Raw genomic sequence first — 16,519 nt, 5'->3', positions numbered from 1 at the left:
GATTTCAAGAGTACCGCTGCATTTTCCGCCCTTGGCAGGCACGGACACCGGCCGCATATAGCGGCAGACTTTACCGCCGCTTTCGGCTAAAATACGCAGCCGCGTTTAAATGGCCGCAAAGGCCGTCTGAAAATCGGATATGGCCTTTTCAGACGGCCTTGCGGCAATCCGTATCAAATGGAAAGAAACCCCTTATGTCAGAGCAAACTTCGTTAATCGAATTCCCCTGCAATTTCCCGATTAAAGTGATGGGCGTGCAACACCCCGAGTTTCAGGCACGCATTCTCGCCTGCATCCGCGAACACGCACCGGCCACCACCGAAGCCGACATTACCGTCCGCCCCAGCAGCAAGGGCAATTATTTGGGCGCGACCGTTCAGCTGGCCGATATTCAAAATCAGGAACAGCTCGACAATATCTACCGTGCACTGACCGGCCACGAGCTGGTGAAAGTGGTGCTGTAAACCATGAAAACCGTCCATCTCGGTCTGGCCGACTACGCACCCGTTTTCGAGGCCATGAAAGCCTTTAACGACTCGCGCGGCGAACATACGGAAGACGAATTGTGGGTGGTGGAACATCCGCCGGTGTTCACACAGGGTCTGGCGGGCAAACCCGAACACCTGCACGAGGCCGGCCATATTCCCGTTGTACAGATTGACCGCGGCGGCCAAATCACTTATCACGGCCCCGGCCAGCTGGTCGTTTATACCCTGATCGATTTCAAACGGCGCAAACAGAGCGTGCGCCACATCGTTTCCGCGCTGGAAAACGCCATCATCGCCACGCTGGCCGATTACGACATCACTGCCGCCGCCGACCCGCAGCGGCCGGGTGTGTATGTGGACGGCAAAAAAATCGCCTCGCTCGGTTTGCGGATTAAAAACGGCTCGGTTTATCACGGGCTGGCATTGAACGTCGATATGGACTTGGCCCCGTTCCGGCAGATTAACCCCTGCGGCTATGCCGGTCTGGAAATGACGCAGATGGCCGACCGGCTGACCCCCTGCCCGCCGATGTCCGAAGTGTCGGCAACCCTGACGGCCCATTTACAGCACGAACTGGCCTGAACCGCAGGTATCAACCCAACCGCAGCCGTTTTCAGACGGCCTGTACAGAAAGCAAGCACATGAGTATCGAAATCAAGCCCGACAACGCCCAAGGCGTGAAACACAAAGGCGCGGCGAAAACCGCGCGTATTCCGATTAAAGTCGTGCCGTTGGAAGAAAAACTGAAAAAGCCGAGTTGGATCCGCGCCAAAGTGCCGACCGGAAAAAAGTTTTTCGAAATCAAAAACATTCTGCGCGACCAAAAAATGCACACCGTGTGCGAAGAAGCCTCATGCCCCAATATCGGCGAATGTTTCAGCAAAGGCACGGCCACCTTTATGATTATGGGCGACATCTGCACGCGCCGCTGTCCGTTTTGCGATGTGGGACACGGCCGCCCCAACCCGCTCGATCCCGACGAGCCGAAGAATCTGGCCGAAAGCGTGGCGGCGATGAAACTGCGCTATGTCGTCATCACATCGGTGGACCGCGACGATTTGCGCGACGGAGGTGCGCAGCATTTTGCCGACTGCATCCGTGCCATCCGCGAGCGCAGCCCCGAAACCAAAATCGAAATTCTGGTTCCCGATTTTCGCGGGCGTTTGGACATCGCCCTGGATATTCTGGCGCAAACCCCGCCAGATGTGATGAACCACAATCTGGAAACCCACCCGCGCCTCTACAAACAGGCACGCCCCGGTTCCGACTACAAGCATTCTTTGGAATTGCTGCGCCGCTTCAAAGAAATGAAGCCAGACATTCCCACCAAATCGGGCATTATGGTCGGCTTGGGCGAAACCGACGAGGAAGTGCGCGAAATCATGCGCGATATGCGTGAACACAATATTGAAATGATTACGGTTGGGCAATATTTGCAACCGTCTGATGGGCATTTGCCTGTGTTGCGCTATGTTACGCCCGAAATGTTCAAGCAGTTTGAGCGCGAAGCCTACGACATGGGCTTTACCAACGCCGCCATCGGCGCCATGGTACGCAGCTCCTACCACGCCGACGAGCAGGCTTCGCAAGCCTTGCAGGAAGCGCTGTGAATACTCACTATTTTTGCTATTTTTTTTGCAATTATGGCAAGGAGTTTGCCGATGTCGGATTTGAAAATCCGATCTACGGTCTTTTGACATTTACAGCATTCGGATAATGATAATTGTAGGTTGGATTCTTGAATCCAACATTTCAACGCCATTTTGTGCCATTGCCTTTTTAATGTCGGTTTGAAAATCCAATCTACGAAACTTGTATCCGACTTTTGTAGGGGGTGGATTATTTTGTTATGTCGGATATAAATATCCGACCTACGCAATCACACAATTCAGACGGCATCAAATCTTGCACGATTTTGCTATTATCTACTTTGCCGCAGCCATCAGATCGGCGACATCGGCAAAAACTTGTTTTGCCTCTGGCGTAAAAGCCGCTCCCGTTTGCCCATAGGTGCAGCCCGACAAGCCGGATACAAGTATCCGGCCTGCACAGCGGCATACAGCCCGGACAAAAAAGGCCGTCTGAAAACCGGTTTGGGTTTCAGACGGCCTTATATATTACAGGCTGATATTATTACAGACCCAAAGAAAATTAACTAGACCTCACAGCATCTTTCGATTTGAATCTGCACGGCAGCCGATTAGAACTTTACACCTTTGTGCAGTGCCACCACACCCGCACTCATATTGTGATAGTCCACCGCATCAAAGCCCGCATCCGACATCATCTGTTTCAGGGTTTCCTGATCGGGGTGCATGCGGATCGACTCGGCCAGATATTGATAGCTGTCGGCATCTTTGGCAATCAGCTTACCCATCAGCGGCAGCAGTTTGAACGAATAAAGATCATAAGCCGGTGCCAGCGGTTTGAAGACTTTGGAAAATTCCAGCACCAGCAAAGTGCCGCCCGGTTTGAGTACACGGTACATTTCTTTGAGGGCATCTTCTTTGTGCGTCATATTGCGCAGGCCGAAAGCCACGGAAACCAGATTGAAATAATTGTCGGGGAACGGCAGTTTTTCCGCATCGGCCAGCGCAACGGGCAAGATTATACCCTCGTTGAGCAGACGGTCGCGGCCGACGCCGAGCATGGAAGAATTGATGTCGGTGAGCCACACTTCGCCCGTTTTCCCCACCCGCTTGGCCCAGCCGCGCGACAAATCGCCCGTGCCGCCCGCAATGTCCAAGACTTTATCGCCTTTTTTCAGGCGCGCGGTACTGATAGTGAAATGTTTCCAAACGCGGTGCAGGCCGCCGGACATCACATCGTTCATGATGTCGTAGTTTTTGGCAACCGAATGGAATACTTCGGCCACTTTGCCGGCTTTTTCGCTTTCATCGACGGTTTGGTAGCCGAAATGGGTTTTGTTGTCGCTCATCATGTCTTTCTCTGGCTCTTCATGCCTGCCGCTTGGTGCTCTTGTGCCGACTCGGCAAAACGCGAAGCACCCGCAGCTTGGAGGCGTTGCAGATAATCAGGCCACATTGTAGCGTATCCGTGCGCCAATTTATACAGGTAATCCCAATCGTACAAACCCGAATCGTGGCCGTCTGAAAACGTTATTTTCAACGCATAATGGCCTGCCGCCGCCAGCGACACAACAGACACGTCTGCTTTTCCCGCCTGCAACACCCCATTGCCCCGCCCGTGTCCGCGCACTTGCGCACTGGGCGAATAAACGCGCAGATACTCCGCACTCAGAACTTTTTCGCCACTACTGTAATAAAGCGACAGAAAACGGCCGCCCGAATGCAGGCGGATTTCCTGCGGAACCGTTTGCCATTTCATATTTTTACCTTTCTCGAAAACCGCCCGAACGCCCGTCGGGTGCTATAATGCGCCGTCAGTCTGTGTTATCGGCAGACAGATGGCGGATTTTTCATTTTCTGCTACCGTCCTCCGGCTGCCCGAACAGAAAGTAGGAAGACAACACAATCCCGCTGTTCTCCCAAACCGATAAAATATTTCTACCCACCACACACAGTGCCGCCCACGGCGGAACACCGCCACAGCGCACTTCCGCCCCCCGCCGGTACTGGGATGCTGCTTTTCCGGGCCGTCTGAACGGCGGTTTGTCCGCAGCATGCACTTCCCATTCCGGCTCGACACACAATGGAATTTTATTACTACTTCATCTTTGCCGCCGCATTTTTTACCTTGCAGCTTCTGATCTGGAATTTAGTCCGTACCCTCGCCTGGCTGTCTCAGCTTACACCCCGAAACCGGAAAATACTGCTGGCTGCCGCCTTAACCGCGCTGAACATGCTTCCGGCGGCGGCATTTTTACGCTTGGGCATCAGTTTTAAATGGATTGGTGCGCTGTTTGCGGTATTGTGGCTGGTGTTTATCGTCAGTGCGCTGACATTCTGTATCTTAAAACTGGGCAGAAACCGCGCCGGGCTGGAAGGCCGTCTGAAAGCCGCTTATCCCTTTGTATTCGCCGCACTGGCGGCTTGGGCCGTTTACCATGCCTACACGCCGCGTACCGTCTATTATTCGGTGCAGATCGACAAGCCCCTGGCTGAACCGCTGCGCATCGGGCTGGCCAGCGACCTGCATTTGGGCAGACTGGTCGGCAAACACCAGATCGACCGTCTGACCGCCTTATTTGCGGCAGAGAAAGTCGATATGGTTCTGCTGGCGGGCGACATCATGGACGACAGTACAGAAGCTTATACGGCGGGCAATCTGCAATCCGCCCTACGCCGTCTGAAAGCACCGCTCGGCGTATATGCCGCTTTGGGCAACCACGATTATATGGTCGAGCCGCAAAAAGTACGGCAGGAGCTGGAAAAAGCCGGCCTGACGGTTTTGGAAGACGAAAGCATTTCGCCGGACGGGCGGTTTTATGTGGTCGGGCGCAAAGACGACATGGTCAAAAACCGCCGCAACGCCGATACACTCTTGGCAGACCTGGATACAGAAAAACCGGTTTTTCTGGTGGAACACCGTCCGACAGAGTTTCCCAAATTAAGTACCCTGCCGGTGGATCTGGCGGTGGCGGGACACACCCACAAAGGGCAGATTGCTCCCGCCAACCTGATCGCGCAAGCAGTCAATTTTATGAATTACGGCTACCGCCAAATCGGCAGCGGCCATTTTATCGTTACCTCGGGTTTCGGCTTTTGGGCGGTACCGTTCAGACTGGGTTCGCAGTCGGAAATCGCCGTGATTGACGTCCGCGGTACACTGCCCGCCCACGCTTACGGCAGCCAGTAGAACAAACAGCCGATGGCGGCCAGTGCCAGTACGATGCCCGCCGCATTCAGCGTACTGATTTTTTCCCCGAATACCGCCGCGCCCACCAGCGTACCCAGCACAATCACACCGATATTCATACCGGCAAACACCAGCGTGGGGTTTGCCGACATCACCTGATGTGCACGGATATACGACAAAATATTGGCAAAATTCAGCGCACCCAGCAGCAGGCCGCCCGCCACGCTGCCCGTCCGCCAGCGCGTCCCTTTGGCAAACAGATAGGCAAACATCAGCACCGCCGCCAGCATAAAGGCCACCAGCAGGTTGGCCGAAAAAGCCTGCCCGCTTTTCGACAACTGTTTAAACAGAATATCGATAATACCGTAACCACCCCATACACCCAGCAGCAACAGCGCACCCGAACCGCCCGCCGCTTTTTTGCCGCCGCCGTCTTTCCACAACAGGCAGAACAGCGCACAAAATGCCAGCACCAAGCCGATCAGGCGGTTTTGCGCCAACGGTTCGCCGAACAGGGTAAACGCAGCCAGCACGGGCAGAAACAGCGACAGCCGCTGTGCAGCATCGGATTTGACAATCCCGGCCGTCTGAACCGCCCGCCCCATCACCACAAATACCGAAGGCAGCAGCACACCCAAAGCGGCAAACAGCCACCAAGTCGGCAGCAGCTGCCGCCAGCCGGCCACATCGGGTTGCAGCCAATACAGGCATAACGCAATCGCCATCAGGTAATTCACCGCCACCGCCTGTTCCAAATCCACCTGACGGCTGCGCGCCACTTTCAACAGCACGGACACCGCCACGCTGCACACAATACTGATTAACAGATAAATCATCACTGCTCCCTGAAAAAATAGTCAAAACGGCCGTACTGCCACCGCATTTGAATGGATTGGGTGTCGCACCGTACGGTTTTTCATGCACAACGGCGACCCGTTGCTACACCGCCACCCGGACCGTTTGCGGATTCAGATGCTTCAACGCCTCCGGCCGTACCGACACCAGAAAACCGCGTTTGCCGCCGTTGATATACATTTCGTCCAAATCCCAAATACTCTGCTCGACAAACACGGGCAGCGCGGTTTTGAGGCCGAACGGGGAAGTGCCGCCGACCAGATAGCCCGTCCAGCGGCCGGCCTGCGCGGGGTCTGCCGCTTCGATGTGCTTCATGCCCAGATGGCGCGCCAGATTGCGGGTGGAAATCTGCTTATCGCCGTGCATCAGCATCACCAAGCCCTGTTTGCGGTCGTTTTGCAGGATAATGGTTTTGATGACTTTGTGCTCGTCTACGCCCAGACAGGCGGCCGAATGCGCCGTGCCGCCGCGTTCCGCATAAGGATAGAGATGCGGCGTAAAGTCCACTTGGTGCGCGCGTAAAAAGCGCACCGCTGCGGTAATCGGATAATCGGTTTTGCCCATGTTGATACTCCGCACTAATCTTCCGCCCTTGCCTGCCGCGGCTGCGGCCGTTATATTAGTCGGGCGCCCGCCGTAAATGCGGCTGCGCCCGCCAAGGGCTGCCGGTCCGGCAAACGTATTTTCAGACGGCCTTTCTGCCGTCTGCACTTTGATTTTCCACCCCATCATCACTCAGGAGCAAGCTATGACTATCCGCTATTTCGGCCAAACCGCGCGCCTGTCCGAGGCCGTCTGCGCCAATGGCTTGGTGTTTTTGTCGGGCATGGTGCCGGAAAACCCCGAAGCCGATACCCGGGCACAAACGCGCGATGTGCTGCGCCAGATTGATTACTGGCTGAACGAATGCGGTTCGGATAAAAACCATATCTTGGAAGCCACTGTTTTCCTGCGCGATTTGGCCGATTATGCGGCCATGAATGAGGCATGGGACGAATGGGTCAATCCCGAACGCGCGCCCGCCCGCGCCTGTGTCGAAGCTAAGCTGGCCGACAGCGCGTGGGCGGTGGAAATCAAAGTGTCCGCCGTTCAGCGCGCCTGATTTTCCGAGGCCGCACGCAAAGTGTCCAGCACTTCCTGCGCGTGGCCGGCCGTTTTGACTTTGCGCCATTCGTGAACCACTTCGCCGTTTTTGTCCAGCACAAAAGTGCTGCGCTCGATACCCAAAGATTCTTTGCCGTACAGTTTTTTCAGTTTGATGACATCGAACAGGCGGCAGACGGTCTCGTCGGCATCGCTCAGCAGTTCAAACCGAAAACCCTGTTTGGCGCAGAAATTCTGATGGGTTTTGACGCTGTCGCGCGATACGCCCGCCACGGTGTAACCCAAAGCCTGAAAATCGGCCAGCCGTGCCTGAAAGTCGCGCCCTTCGGTGGTGCAGCCCAGGGTGTGGTCTTTCGGATAGAAATACAGCACCAAAGGCAGATGGTCGTCTGAAACAAAATCGCGCCCTGCGGAAGAAGGAAGTGTGAAAGAATAAGCCATCAGCATACTCCTGACAAAAGCCGTTGTAAAAAAGCCATCTTACTGGCTTTTCAGACGGCCTGCCAAGCGTGCAGACGGTATATAATGATGTTTTTCAGCCCTTGAAGGAATAGCGCATGAACACCGGAGCCGTAACGGCATGGCTGCAAACCCTGCAAAACCGCATCTGCGACGAATTGGCCGCCCAAGACGGCGCGGCCGGATTTGTGTCCGACCGCTGGGAAAGCCCGCTCGGGCAAGGCATCAGCCGCGTATTGAAAGAAGGTGCAGTTTTCGAGCAGGCGGGCGTGAATTTTTCCCATATCAAAGGCACATCGCTGCCTGCGGCGGCCAGTGCGCGGCGGCCGGATTTGGCGGGTGCGCCGTTTGAAGCGGCGGGCGTATCGCTGGTAATCCACCCGCGCAATCCCTTTGTGCCGACCAGTCATGCCAATGTACGCTTTTTTGCCGCCTATCCCGAAAACGCCGCGCCGGTGTGGTGGTTCGGCGGCGGTTTCGATTTAACGCCGTTTTATCCGTTCGACGAAGACATTCTGCACTGGCACCAAACCGCCAAAAACCTCTGCGATGCGTTTTCAGACGGCCTGTATGCCGAATTGAAAACCTGGTGCGACGATTATTTTTATCTGAAACACCGCAACGAAACGCGCGGCGTCGGCGGCCTGTTTTTCGACGATTTGAACCGCTGGGACTTCGAAACCTGTTTTGCCTTCACCCGCGCCGTGGGCGAAGGCTATCTTAATGCTTATGTGCCGATTGTCGCCAAACGCAGACACACGCCCTACGGCGAGCGCGAACGCCGGTTCCAGCTTTACCGGCGCGGCCGCTATGTCGAATTCAATCTGGTGTGGGACAGGGGAACCCATTTCGGCCTGCAAAGCGGCGGGCGCACGGAAAGCATTTTGATGTCGCTGCCGCCGCTGGTGCGTTTCGAATACGATTACCGCCCCGAACCCGGCTCGCCCGAAGCACGTTTGAACCGCTATCTCATGCCCCGCGACTGGCTCGCCGGACTGCCTTTTTCCGACTAACCGCCCCGCCTTGGAAACCTGATCATGCCCATTGTCAGCCAAAAACATTTTCTGAAACTGCTCGATTACACCGCCGGAGAAATCACCGCCTTATTGGATTTGGCCGCCGAACTGAAAGCGGCGAAAAAAGCCGGCCGCGAAGTACCGCGCCTGACCGGCAAAAACATCGCGCTGATTTTCGAGAAAACTTCCACCCGCACCCGCTGCGCATTTGAAGTGGCCGCGCGCGACCAAGGCGCGGGTGTTACCTATCTCGAACCCTCCGGCAGCCAAATCGGCCACAAAGAGAGCATCAAAGACACGGCGCGCGTGCTGGGCAGAATGTACGATGCCATCGAATACCGGGGCTACGGCCAGGCCGTAGCCGAAGAATTGGCTGCGTACGCCGGTGTGCCGGTGTTCAACGGCCTGACCGACGAATTCCACCCTACACAGATGCTGGCCGATATGCTGACGATGCGCGAACACAGCGGCAAACCGCTGAATCAGACGGCCTATGCCTATGTGGGCGACGCGCGCTACAACATGGGCAATTCGCTGCTGATTACCGGCGCACTTTTGGGCATGGACGTGCGCATCGGCGCGCCCAAATCGCTGTGGCCGTCTGAAAACATCATTGCCACCGCACAGCGGCTGGCCGAAAAAAGCGGCGCGCGTATTCTGCTGACCGACAAGCCGCAGGAAGCGGTAAACGGCGTCGATTTTATCCATACCGATGTTTGGGTGAGCATGGGCGAACCGGCCGAAGTGTGGCGCGAACGCATCGGGCTGCTGCGCGATTACCGCGTCACCGCCGGCCTGATGGCCGCCTCGGGCAACCCGAATGTGAAGTTTATGCACTGCCTGCCCGCCTTCCACAACCGCGAAACCCAAGTCGGCGAATGGATTTACCAAACATTCGGGCTGGACGGCGTGGAAGTCACCGAAGATGTGTTTGAGAGCGAGGCCAGCATCGTCTTTGAGCAGGCGGAAAACCGTATGCACACCATCAAAGCCGTTCTGGTGGCCCTGCTGGGAGATCACAGCTGATGTGGTCGCCCGAAGCCGTCGGCCTGATGCTGGGCATGGGTGCGCTGGCCGGCCTGATTGCGGGACTGTTCGGTATCGGCGGCGGCATGATTCTGGTGCCGGTGGTGCTGTGGGTGCTGCAAATTCAGGGCGGTGCGGGGTCGGCACATGCCCAGCATCTGGCCGTCGGCACCTCGTTTGCCGTGATGGTGTTCACGTCGTTTGCCAGTGCCTATGCCCAATACCGCAAACAGGCCATCGAGTGGCCGGTGTTCAGAAGCATGGCACCGGGCATGATTTTGGGCGTGGCCGCCGGTGCGCAGATGGCACGCTATCTGCCCAACAGCGGTATGCAGATTTTCTTCGCCTGTTTTGCCGCCGTTCTGGCTCTGCGCACCCTGCTGGGCATCCGTCCCGCAAACATGCGCAGCCTGCCCGGCCGGCGCACGCTCTTCGGCATGGGCGGCCTGTTCGGCATTCTGTCGAGCTGGGTGGGCATCGGCGGCGGTTCGCTTGTCATTCCCTACCTGTCCGCCTGCCATGTTTCCATGCACCGCACCGTTGCCACTTCGGCCGCGCTGGGTTGGCCGATTGCGCTGACCGGCGCGCTGGGCTACTGGCTGGCCGGCCTCACATCCGGTGCCGTACTGCCGGAAGGCTCCGCCGGTTTCATCTATCTGCCTGCCGTGCTGGTTCTGTCCGCCGCTACCGTCTTATTCGCCCCCATCGGCGTGCGGCTGGCGCACAAACTGCCCGCAGGCCGTCTGAAAACGGGTTTCGGTATCCTGTTGCTGCTGATTGCCGCCAAAATGCTGTGGCAGGTGTTCCGCTGAACCGCGCCGCTGCCCTGCCGGCCGTCCGAAACCGTTCCGACACCGTTTTCAGACGGCCTCCCCGCCCGACAAATCCCAAGCCAAAACAATACAAATCGCGTATAATCCGCCCGTTTGTCCAACTGCCCGGAAACTGTATCCATGTCTGTCGTCCTGTCTTTGCGCGGCGAGCGCGCCCTGTCCGATTTCCGTATTGAAAAACTGCTGCAAAAAGCCGCTGCGGCCGGGCTGCCGCCTGCCGCCGTCAGCAGCGAATACCGCTATTTCGTCCACAGCGACGCCCCACTGAACGAATCCGATACCGCCCGCCTCCAAGCCCTGCTGGCCGCAGAAGCCGACGGGGGGCAGGATACCGGCGGCCGCACGCTGTTTCTCATCACGCCGCGCATCGGCACCATCTCGCCTTGGGCCTCGAAAGCCACCGACATTGCCGCCAACTGCGGCCTGTCGGGCATACACCGCATCGAACGCGGTACGGCCGTGTGGCTGGACGGGCATTTGGACGAAGAACACTACCGCCGCTGGGCGGCTCTGCTGCACGACCGCATGACCGAAAGCGTGCTGTCCGATTTTCAGTCGGCCGAAAAACTGTTCCACAGCGCGCCGGAGCAGACCTTTGCCCGCATCGATATTCTGAACGGCGGCCGCGCGGCCCTGGAAGCGGCCGACCGTGACATGGGACTGGCACTCTCGCCGGACGAAATCGAATATCTGCTGGAAAATTATCAAGCCATCGGACGCAATCCGAGCGACGTCGAACTGATGATGTTCGCGCAGGCCAACAGCGAACACTGCCGCCACAAAATCTTCAACGCCGATTTTATTCTGGACGGCGAAAAACAGGAAAAATCCCTGTTTTCCATGATCCGCGACACCCACAACGCCCACCCCGAAGGCACGGTGGTCGCCTACAAAGACAATTCCTCCGTCATCGAAGGTGCGGAAATCGAGCGTTTCTATCCCGATGCCGCCGCCGGTCAGGCCTACCGTTTTCATAAAGAAAACACCCACATTATCATGAAAGTGGAAACCCACAACCACCCCACCGCCATCGCGCCGTTTGCCGGTGCGGCCACCGGTGCGGGCGGCGAAATCCGCGACGAAGGCGCCACCGGCAAAGGTTCGCGCCCCAAAGCCGGCCTCACCGGCTTTACCGTCTCCAATCTCAATATCCCCGGTTTCGGCCAGCCTTGGGAAACGCCTTACGGCAAACCCGGCCACATCGCCACGCCGCTGGACATCATGATCGAAGGCCCCATCGGCGGTGCGGCGTTCAACAACGAGTTCGGCCGCCCCAATCTGTTGGGCTACTTCCGCACCTTTGAAGAAAAATTCGGCGGCCGTGTGCGCGGCTACCACAAGCCGATTATGATTGCAGGCGGCTTGGGCAATATTCAGGCCGCACAAACGCATAAAGACGAAATCCCCGAAGGCGCGCTGTTAATCCAGCTCGGCGGCCCCGGTATGCTGATCGGACTGGGCGGCGGCGCGGCCTCTTCTATGGATACAGGTACCAACGATGCCGGGCTGGACTTCAATTCGGTTCAGCGCGGCAACCCCGAAATCGAACGCCGCGCACAGGAAGTCATCGACCGCTGCTGGCAGCTGGGCGGCGACAATCCGATTATTTCGATTCACGACGTGGGCGCGGGCGGTCTGTCCAACGCTTTCCCCGAACTGGTCAATGATGCCGGGCGTGGCGCAATATTCAACCTGCGCGCCGTACCTCTGGAAGAAAACGGCCTCACACCGATGCAGATTTGGAGCAACGAAGCGCAGGAGCGTTATGTTTTGGCGGTTTTGGAACAGGATTTGGACACATTCCGCGCCATTTGCGAACGCGAACGCTGCCCGTTTGCCGTTATCGGCACGGCCACCGACGACGGTCGTCTGCAAGTGCGCGACGACTTGTTCGACAATCACCCCGTTGACCTGCCGATGAACGTTCTGCTGGGCAAACCGCCGAAAACCACGCGCAGCGACATCAGCGTCAGGCCGTCTGAAACCGCCTTCGATACAGACGGCATCAACCTGACCGAAGCCGCCTACCGCATTTTGCGCCTGCCCGCCGTCGCCGCGAAAAACTTCCTGATTACCATCGGCGACCGCAGCGTGGGCGGCCTGACCCACCGCGATCAGATGGTCGGCCGCTACCAAACCCCCGTAGCCGACTGCGCCGTAACCCTGATGGGTTTCAACACCTATCGCGGCGAAGCGATGAGCATGGGCGAAAGACCCGCCCCCGCCCTGCTGGACGCGCCCGCCTCCGGCCGCATGTGCATCGGCGAAGCGGTAACCAACATCGCCGCCGCCCATATCGGCGATATGGGCAACATTAAACTTTCCGCCAACTGGATGGCCGCCTGCGGCAACGAAGGCGAAGACGAAAAACTCTACCGCACGGTTCAGGCCGTGTCGCAAACCTGTCAGGAACTGGGCATCGGTATTCCGGTAGGCAAAGACAGCCTGTCGATGAAAACCGTGTGGCAGGACGGCGCGGAACAAAAATCCGTTACCTCGCCGCTAAGCCTGATTATTTCGGCATTCGCGCCCGTTCAGGACGTGCGCAAAACCGTTACCCCCGAATTGAAAAATGTAGCAGACAGCGTGCTGCTGGCAGTGGATTTGGGCTTTGGCCGGGCGCGTATGGGCGGTTCTGCCTTGGGGCAGGTATACAAGCAAATAGCCGGAGAATCGCCCGATTTGGACGATGCAGGCCGTCTGAAAGCGTTTTACACCGTTATTCAGCAACTGGTGGCCGAAAACAGGCTCTTGGCCTATCACGACCGCAGCGACGGCGGCCTGTTTGCCGCACTGGCAGAAATGGCGTTTGCCGCCCGGGTCGGCCTGACGGTTGATCTGGGTGCCGGAACGCACACACCCGATACCGTGCTGCGCACCCTGTTTAACGAAGAATTGGGCGCAGTCATTCAAATCCGCAACGAAGACCGTGCCGCCGTCGAAAAAATGTTTGCCGATTGCGGCCTGCGTGCCGCATTGGACAACGGCATCACGGCACATTTAAATTCAGACGGCCGCCTGCGCATTCTCGGCACCGGCGGTACACAGACAGGCAGCATTCTGTTTGACGAACCGCTGACCGAACTGCAACAGGCATGGCAGGAAACGTCCTACCGCATCCAACGCCTGCGCGACAACCCCGAATGCGCCGACAGCGAATTTGCCCTGCTGGACGACAACAAACGCAGCGCGCTGTCTGCCGATTTGACTTTCGACATTCGCGAAGATATCGCTGCGCCGTTTATCCACCGCGGTGCCAAGCCGAAAATCGCTGTTTTGCGCGAGCAGGGCGTGAACGGCCAAATCGAAATGGCTGCCGCCTTTACCCGCGCCGGCTTTGATGCCTATGACGTGCATATGTCCGACCTGATGGCCGGGCGTGTCAAACTCGCCGACTTCAAAATGATCGCCGCCTGCGGCGGTTTCAGCTACGGCGACGTATTGGGTGCGGGCGAGGGCTGGGCCAAATCGATTCTGTTCCACCCTGCCCTGCGCAACCAATTTAGCGCATTTTTCGCCGATCCGAATACCCTGACTCTGGGCGTGTGCAACGGCTGCCAGATGGTGAGCAATCTGGCCGAAATCATTCCCGGCACCGCCGCCTGGCCGAAATTCCGCCGCAACCGCAGCGAGCAGTTTGAAGCCCGTTTGAGCATGGTGTCCGTTGCCCGCTCGCCCTCGCTAATTCTGGCCGAAATGCAGGGCAGCCGCCTGCCCGTCGTCGTCAGCCACGGCGAAGGCCGCGCCGATTTTGCCCGTCAGGGCGGCCGCGTGCCGTCCGAAACCGCCATCGCGCTGCAATACACCGACGGCTTGGGCGAGGTCACCGAAACCTACCCGCTCAACCCCAACGGCTCGCCGCAAGGCATCGCGGGCGTAACCAATACCGACGGCCGCATCACCATCATGATGCCGCACCCCGAGCGCGTTTACCGCACCGTACAAATGAGCTGGGCACCCGAAACATGGCGCGACAGCGAATTGTCCGGCTGGTACCGCCTGTTTGCCGGTGCGCGCAAAGCCCTGGGTTAAACGCCGCGACAGCAAAAGGCCGTCTGAAAACCGCACCATCGGCGTTTTCAGACGGCCGAATATATGACAGGCTGGATTTCAGAGCAGGTGTCGGATACTCCGTATCCGACACCTGCCACGCCCTCAAAATCCCGCTCCGGCAATTTCGGAATCAATAACCCTGCCTACTTCAACGCTGCCAGAATCCCATCAATGCTGGCTTTGGCATCACCGAAACACATCACGCTGTTTTCATTGAAGAAAAGCGGGTTTTGCACACCTGCGTAACCGGTATTCATCGAACGCTTGAACACCACCACTTCTTTGGCCTTCCACACCTCCAAAACCGGCATACCGGCAATCGGACTGCCCGGATCGGTCTGTGCGGCAGGATTGACCGTATCGTTCGCACCGATTACCAACACCACGTCGGTACCGGCAAAATCATCATTGATTTCGTCCATTTCCAGCACGATGTCGTAAGGCACTTTGGCTTCGGCCAACAGAACATTCATATGGCCCGGCAGCCGCCCTGCAACAGGATGGATACCGAAACGTACCTGCGTACCGTTCCGGCGCAGCAGCTCCACGATTTCGGCCACCGGATATTGCGCCTGCGCCACCGCCATACCGTAGCCCGGCGTGATAATCACGCTGTCGGCGTTTTTCAGCATTTCGGCCACTTCGGCGGGCTTCGCTTCGCGGTATTCGCCCACTTCACCGCTGTCCGATACGGCAGACGAGCCGTCGGTACCGAAACCGCCCGCGATGACGGAAATAAACGAACGGTTCATGGCCTGACACATGATGTACGACAAAATCGCCCCACTGGAACCGACCAGTGCACCCGTTACAATCAGCAAATCATTGCCGAGCATAAAGCCTGCCGCTGCCGCCGCCCAGCCCGAATAGGAATTGAGCATGGACACTACCACCGGCATATCCGCGCCGCCGATGGAAGCCACCAGATGCCAGCCGAAAGCCAAGGCAATCAAGGTCATCACCACCAGGGCAGGCCAACTGCCGTCCGCCCCGACAAAACCGGTCAGCAGCAGAAAAGACAGTACCAAAGCCGCCAGATTGAGCTTGTGCCGGTGCGGCAGCTGCAAAGGCTTGCTTTTCAGACGGCCGTTGAGTTTGCCGAACGCCACCAGCGATCCGGTAAACGTTACCGCACCGATAAATACGCCTAAAAATACTTCAATCAAATGAATGGTGTGCATTTCAGACGGCATATTGCCCGCTTCGATAAAGCTGTTGAAGCCCACCAGCACGGCGGCCAGGCCGACGAAGCTGTGCAGCAGCGCAATCAGTTCGGGCATTTCGGTCATTTCGACTTTTTGCGCTTTATAAATACCGATTGCCGCGCCCAGCGCCATGGCAATGATAATCCAGCCCAAGCCGGCGGTGTTTTCGCTGAAAATCGTGGCGAACAGCGCAATCGCCATACCGGCGATGCCGTAATAGCAGCCGTTTTTGGCGGTTTCCTGTTTGGAAAGCCCCGCCAGCGAGAAAATAAACAGAATAGCGGCAACAATGTATGCCGCGGTTACGAGTCCTGAAGACATGATTTGTTCTCCGAATTTTTGTATTTTAGATCGCTCAGGCCGTCTGAAAAACCGTACCGTAGGCACGCTCCACTTTGCACACGCGGACGGCGAAGTCGGCATACCAGATGGATTTGCCTGTTTCTTGGGCGATGCGGTGCTCGGCATGGCTTTTCCATGCCGTGATGTCCGCTTCGCTTGCCCAGTATGAAACTGTGATGCCGAAGCCGTCTGCCCGCACGCTTTCTGCGCCGAGAAAGCCCGGCTGCTGTTGCGCCAACTCAACCATGCGCCCGGCAGTTTTGGTGTAGCCTTTGTCGCCGTCGGTGCGCTGCGATGTGAAAATCACGGCGTAGTAAGGCGGTTCGGGTGTTTGGGCAAAAGTCATTTCCGCATTCCTT

At 57.4% G+C, this 16,519-nt stretch carries 16 protein-coding genes; 9 read left to right on the top strand and 7 right to left on the bottom strand.

Going from position 1 to position 16,519, the window contains the following annotated elements:
* Positions 1-194 precede the first annotated feature (194 nt).
* Genes ORY85_RS02320 through lipA form a run of 3 tightly spaced genes read left to right on the top strand, consistent with a single transcriptional unit; the run spans position 195 to position 2,098 of the window.
* On the top strand, positions 195-464 hold the full coding sequence (locus ORY85_RS02320) for a YbeD family protein (protein WP_274571363.1): 270 nt from the start codon (positions 195-197) through the stop codon (positions 462-464).
* Positions 465-467: 3 nt separating this feature from the next.
* Entirely contained in the window at positions 468-1,070 is a 603-nt protein-coding gene (gene lipB, locus ORY85_RS02315) for a lipoyl(octanoyl) transferase LipB (RefSeq protein WP_274571362.1), read from the top strand.
* Between the two features lie 59 nt (positions 1,071-1,129).
* Positions 1,130-2,098: a lipoyl synthase gene (gene lipA / locus ORY85_RS02310; RefSeq protein WP_274571361.1), complete on the top strand. Its 969-nt coding sequence runs from the start codon at positions 1,130-1,132 to the stop codon at positions 2,096-2,098.
* A gap of 590 nt (positions 2,099-2,688) precedes the next feature.
* Here lipA and ubiE read toward each other — a convergent pair.
* Both ubiE and ORY85_RS02300 read right to left on the bottom strand, forming a co-directional pair.
* Positions 2,689-3,426: a bifunctional demethylmenaquinone methyltransferase/2-methoxy-6-polyprenyl-1,4-benzoquinol methylase UbiE gene (ubiE, locus tag ORY85_RS02305; RefSeq protein ID WP_274571359.1), complete on the bottom strand. Its 738-nt coding sequence runs from the start codon at positions 3,424-3,426 to the stop codon at positions 2,689-2,691.
* On the bottom strand, positions 3,426-3,836 hold the full coding sequence (locus ORY85_RS02300; protein ID WP_274571358.1) for a DUF971 domain-containing protein: 411 nt from the start codon (positions 3,834-3,836) through the stop codon (positions 3,426-3,428). Before ORY85_RS02300 ends, ubiE begins: the two co-directional genes overlap by 1 nt.
* 324 nt (positions 3,837-4,160) lie before the next feature.
* Between ORY85_RS02300 and ORY85_RS02295 the strand changes: the two genes are divergently transcribed.
* Positions 4,161-5,267, top strand: a complete 1,107-nt coding sequence (locus ORY85_RS02295) for a metallophosphoesterase (RefSeq protein WP_274571357.1) — start codon at positions 4,161-4,163, stop codon at positions 5,265-5,267.
* Here ORY85_RS02295 and ORY85_RS02290 read toward each other — a convergent pair.
* Both ORY85_RS02290 and ORY85_RS02285 read right to left on the bottom strand, forming a co-directional pair.
* Positions 5,252-6,103, bottom strand: a complete 852-nt coding sequence (locus ORY85_RS02290) for a DMT family transporter (protein ID WP_274571356.1) — start codon at positions 6,101-6,103, stop codon at positions 5,252-5,254. The two genes, ORY85_RS02295 and ORY85_RS02290, sit on opposite strands and share 16 nt — an antisense overlap.
* A gap of 103 nt (positions 6,104-6,206) precedes the next feature.
* Positions 6,207-6,686 (bottom strand): aminoacyl-tRNA deacylase, encoded by a 480-nt coding sequence (locus ORY85_RS02285; RefSeq protein WP_274571355.1) that lies wholly within the window; start codon positions 6,684-6,686, stop codon positions 6,207-6,209.
* 184 nt (positions 6,687-6,870) lie between these two features.
* Here ORY85_RS02285 and ORY85_RS02280 point away from each other — a divergent pair, with 184 nt between their 5' ends.
* The gene (locus ORY85_RS02280; RefSeq protein ID WP_274571354.1) at positions 6,871-7,224 is read left to right on the top strand and encodes a RidA family protein; all 354 of its coding nucleotides are present in this window, start codon (positions 6,871-6,873) and stop codon (positions 7,222-7,224) included.
* Here the strand turns inward: ORY85_RS02280 and ORY85_RS02275 are convergent.
* Positions 7,212-7,673 carry a peroxiredoxin gene (locus ORY85_RS02275; protein ID WP_274571353.1) on the bottom strand — a complete coding sequence of 154 codons (462 nt, stop codon included), beginning with the start codon at positions 7,671-7,673 and terminating at the stop codon, positions 7,212-7,214. The genes ORY85_RS02280 and ORY85_RS02275 overlap by 13 nt on opposite strands.
* A 110-nt stretch (positions 7,674-7,783) precedes the next feature.
* Between ORY85_RS02275 and hemF the strand changes: the two genes are divergently transcribed.
* From hemF to purL, 4 genes are all read left to right on the top strand, one after another.
* Positions 7,784-8,698 carry an oxygen-dependent coproporphyrinogen oxidase gene (hemF, locus tag ORY85_RS02270; protein ID WP_274571352.1) on the top strand — a complete coding sequence of 305 codons (915 nt, stop codon included), beginning with the start codon at positions 7,784-7,786 and terminating at the stop codon, positions 8,696-8,698.
* A 24-nt stretch (positions 8,699-8,722) separates the two neighbouring features.
* Positions 8,723-9,727 (top strand): ornithine carbamoyltransferase, encoded by a 1,005-nt coding sequence (gene argF, locus ORY85_RS02265; RefSeq protein ID WP_274571351.1) that lies wholly within the window; start codon positions 8,723-8,725, stop codon positions 9,725-9,727.
* A complete protein-coding gene (locus ORY85_RS02260; protein WP_274571350.1) occupies positions 9,727-10,539 on the top strand; it encodes a sulfite exporter TauE/SafE family protein in 813 nt (270 codons plus the stop codon). Before argF ends, ORY85_RS02260 begins: the two co-directional genes overlap by 1 nt.
* Before the next feature lie 141 nt (positions 10,540-10,680).
* Positions 10,681-14,592 (top strand): phosphoribosylformylglycinamidine synthase, encoded by a 3,912-nt coding sequence (gene purL, locus ORY85_RS02255; protein WP_274571349.1) that lies wholly within the window; start codon positions 10,681-10,683, stop codon positions 14,590-14,592.
* A 164-nt stretch (positions 14,593-14,756) separates the two neighbouring features.
* Here purL and pntB read toward each other — a convergent pair whose 3' ends face one another.
* Positions 14,757-16,139 (bottom strand): Re/Si-specific NAD(P)(+) transhydrogenase subunit beta, encoded by a 1,383-nt coding sequence (gene pntB, locus ORY85_RS02250; protein ID WP_274571348.1) that lies wholly within the window; start codon positions 16,137-16,139, stop codon positions 14,757-14,759.
* A gap of 34 nt (positions 16,140-16,173) precedes the next feature.
* Positions 16,174-16,506 carry an antibiotic biosynthesis monooxygenase gene (locus ORY85_RS02245; protein ID WP_274571347.1) on the bottom strand — a complete coding sequence of 111 codons (333 nt, stop codon included), beginning with the start codon at positions 16,504-16,506 and terminating at the stop codon, positions 16,174-16,176.
* Between the last annotated feature and the right edge of the window lie 13 nt (positions 16,507-16,519).

Source organism: Neisseria leonii, assembly GCF_028776105.2.
Classification (GTDB): domain Bacteria; phylum Pseudomonadota; class Gammaproteobacteria; order Burkholderiales; family Neisseriaceae; genus Neisseria; species Neisseria leonii.
This window is presented reverse-complemented; position numbering and strand designations above follow the sequence as displayed.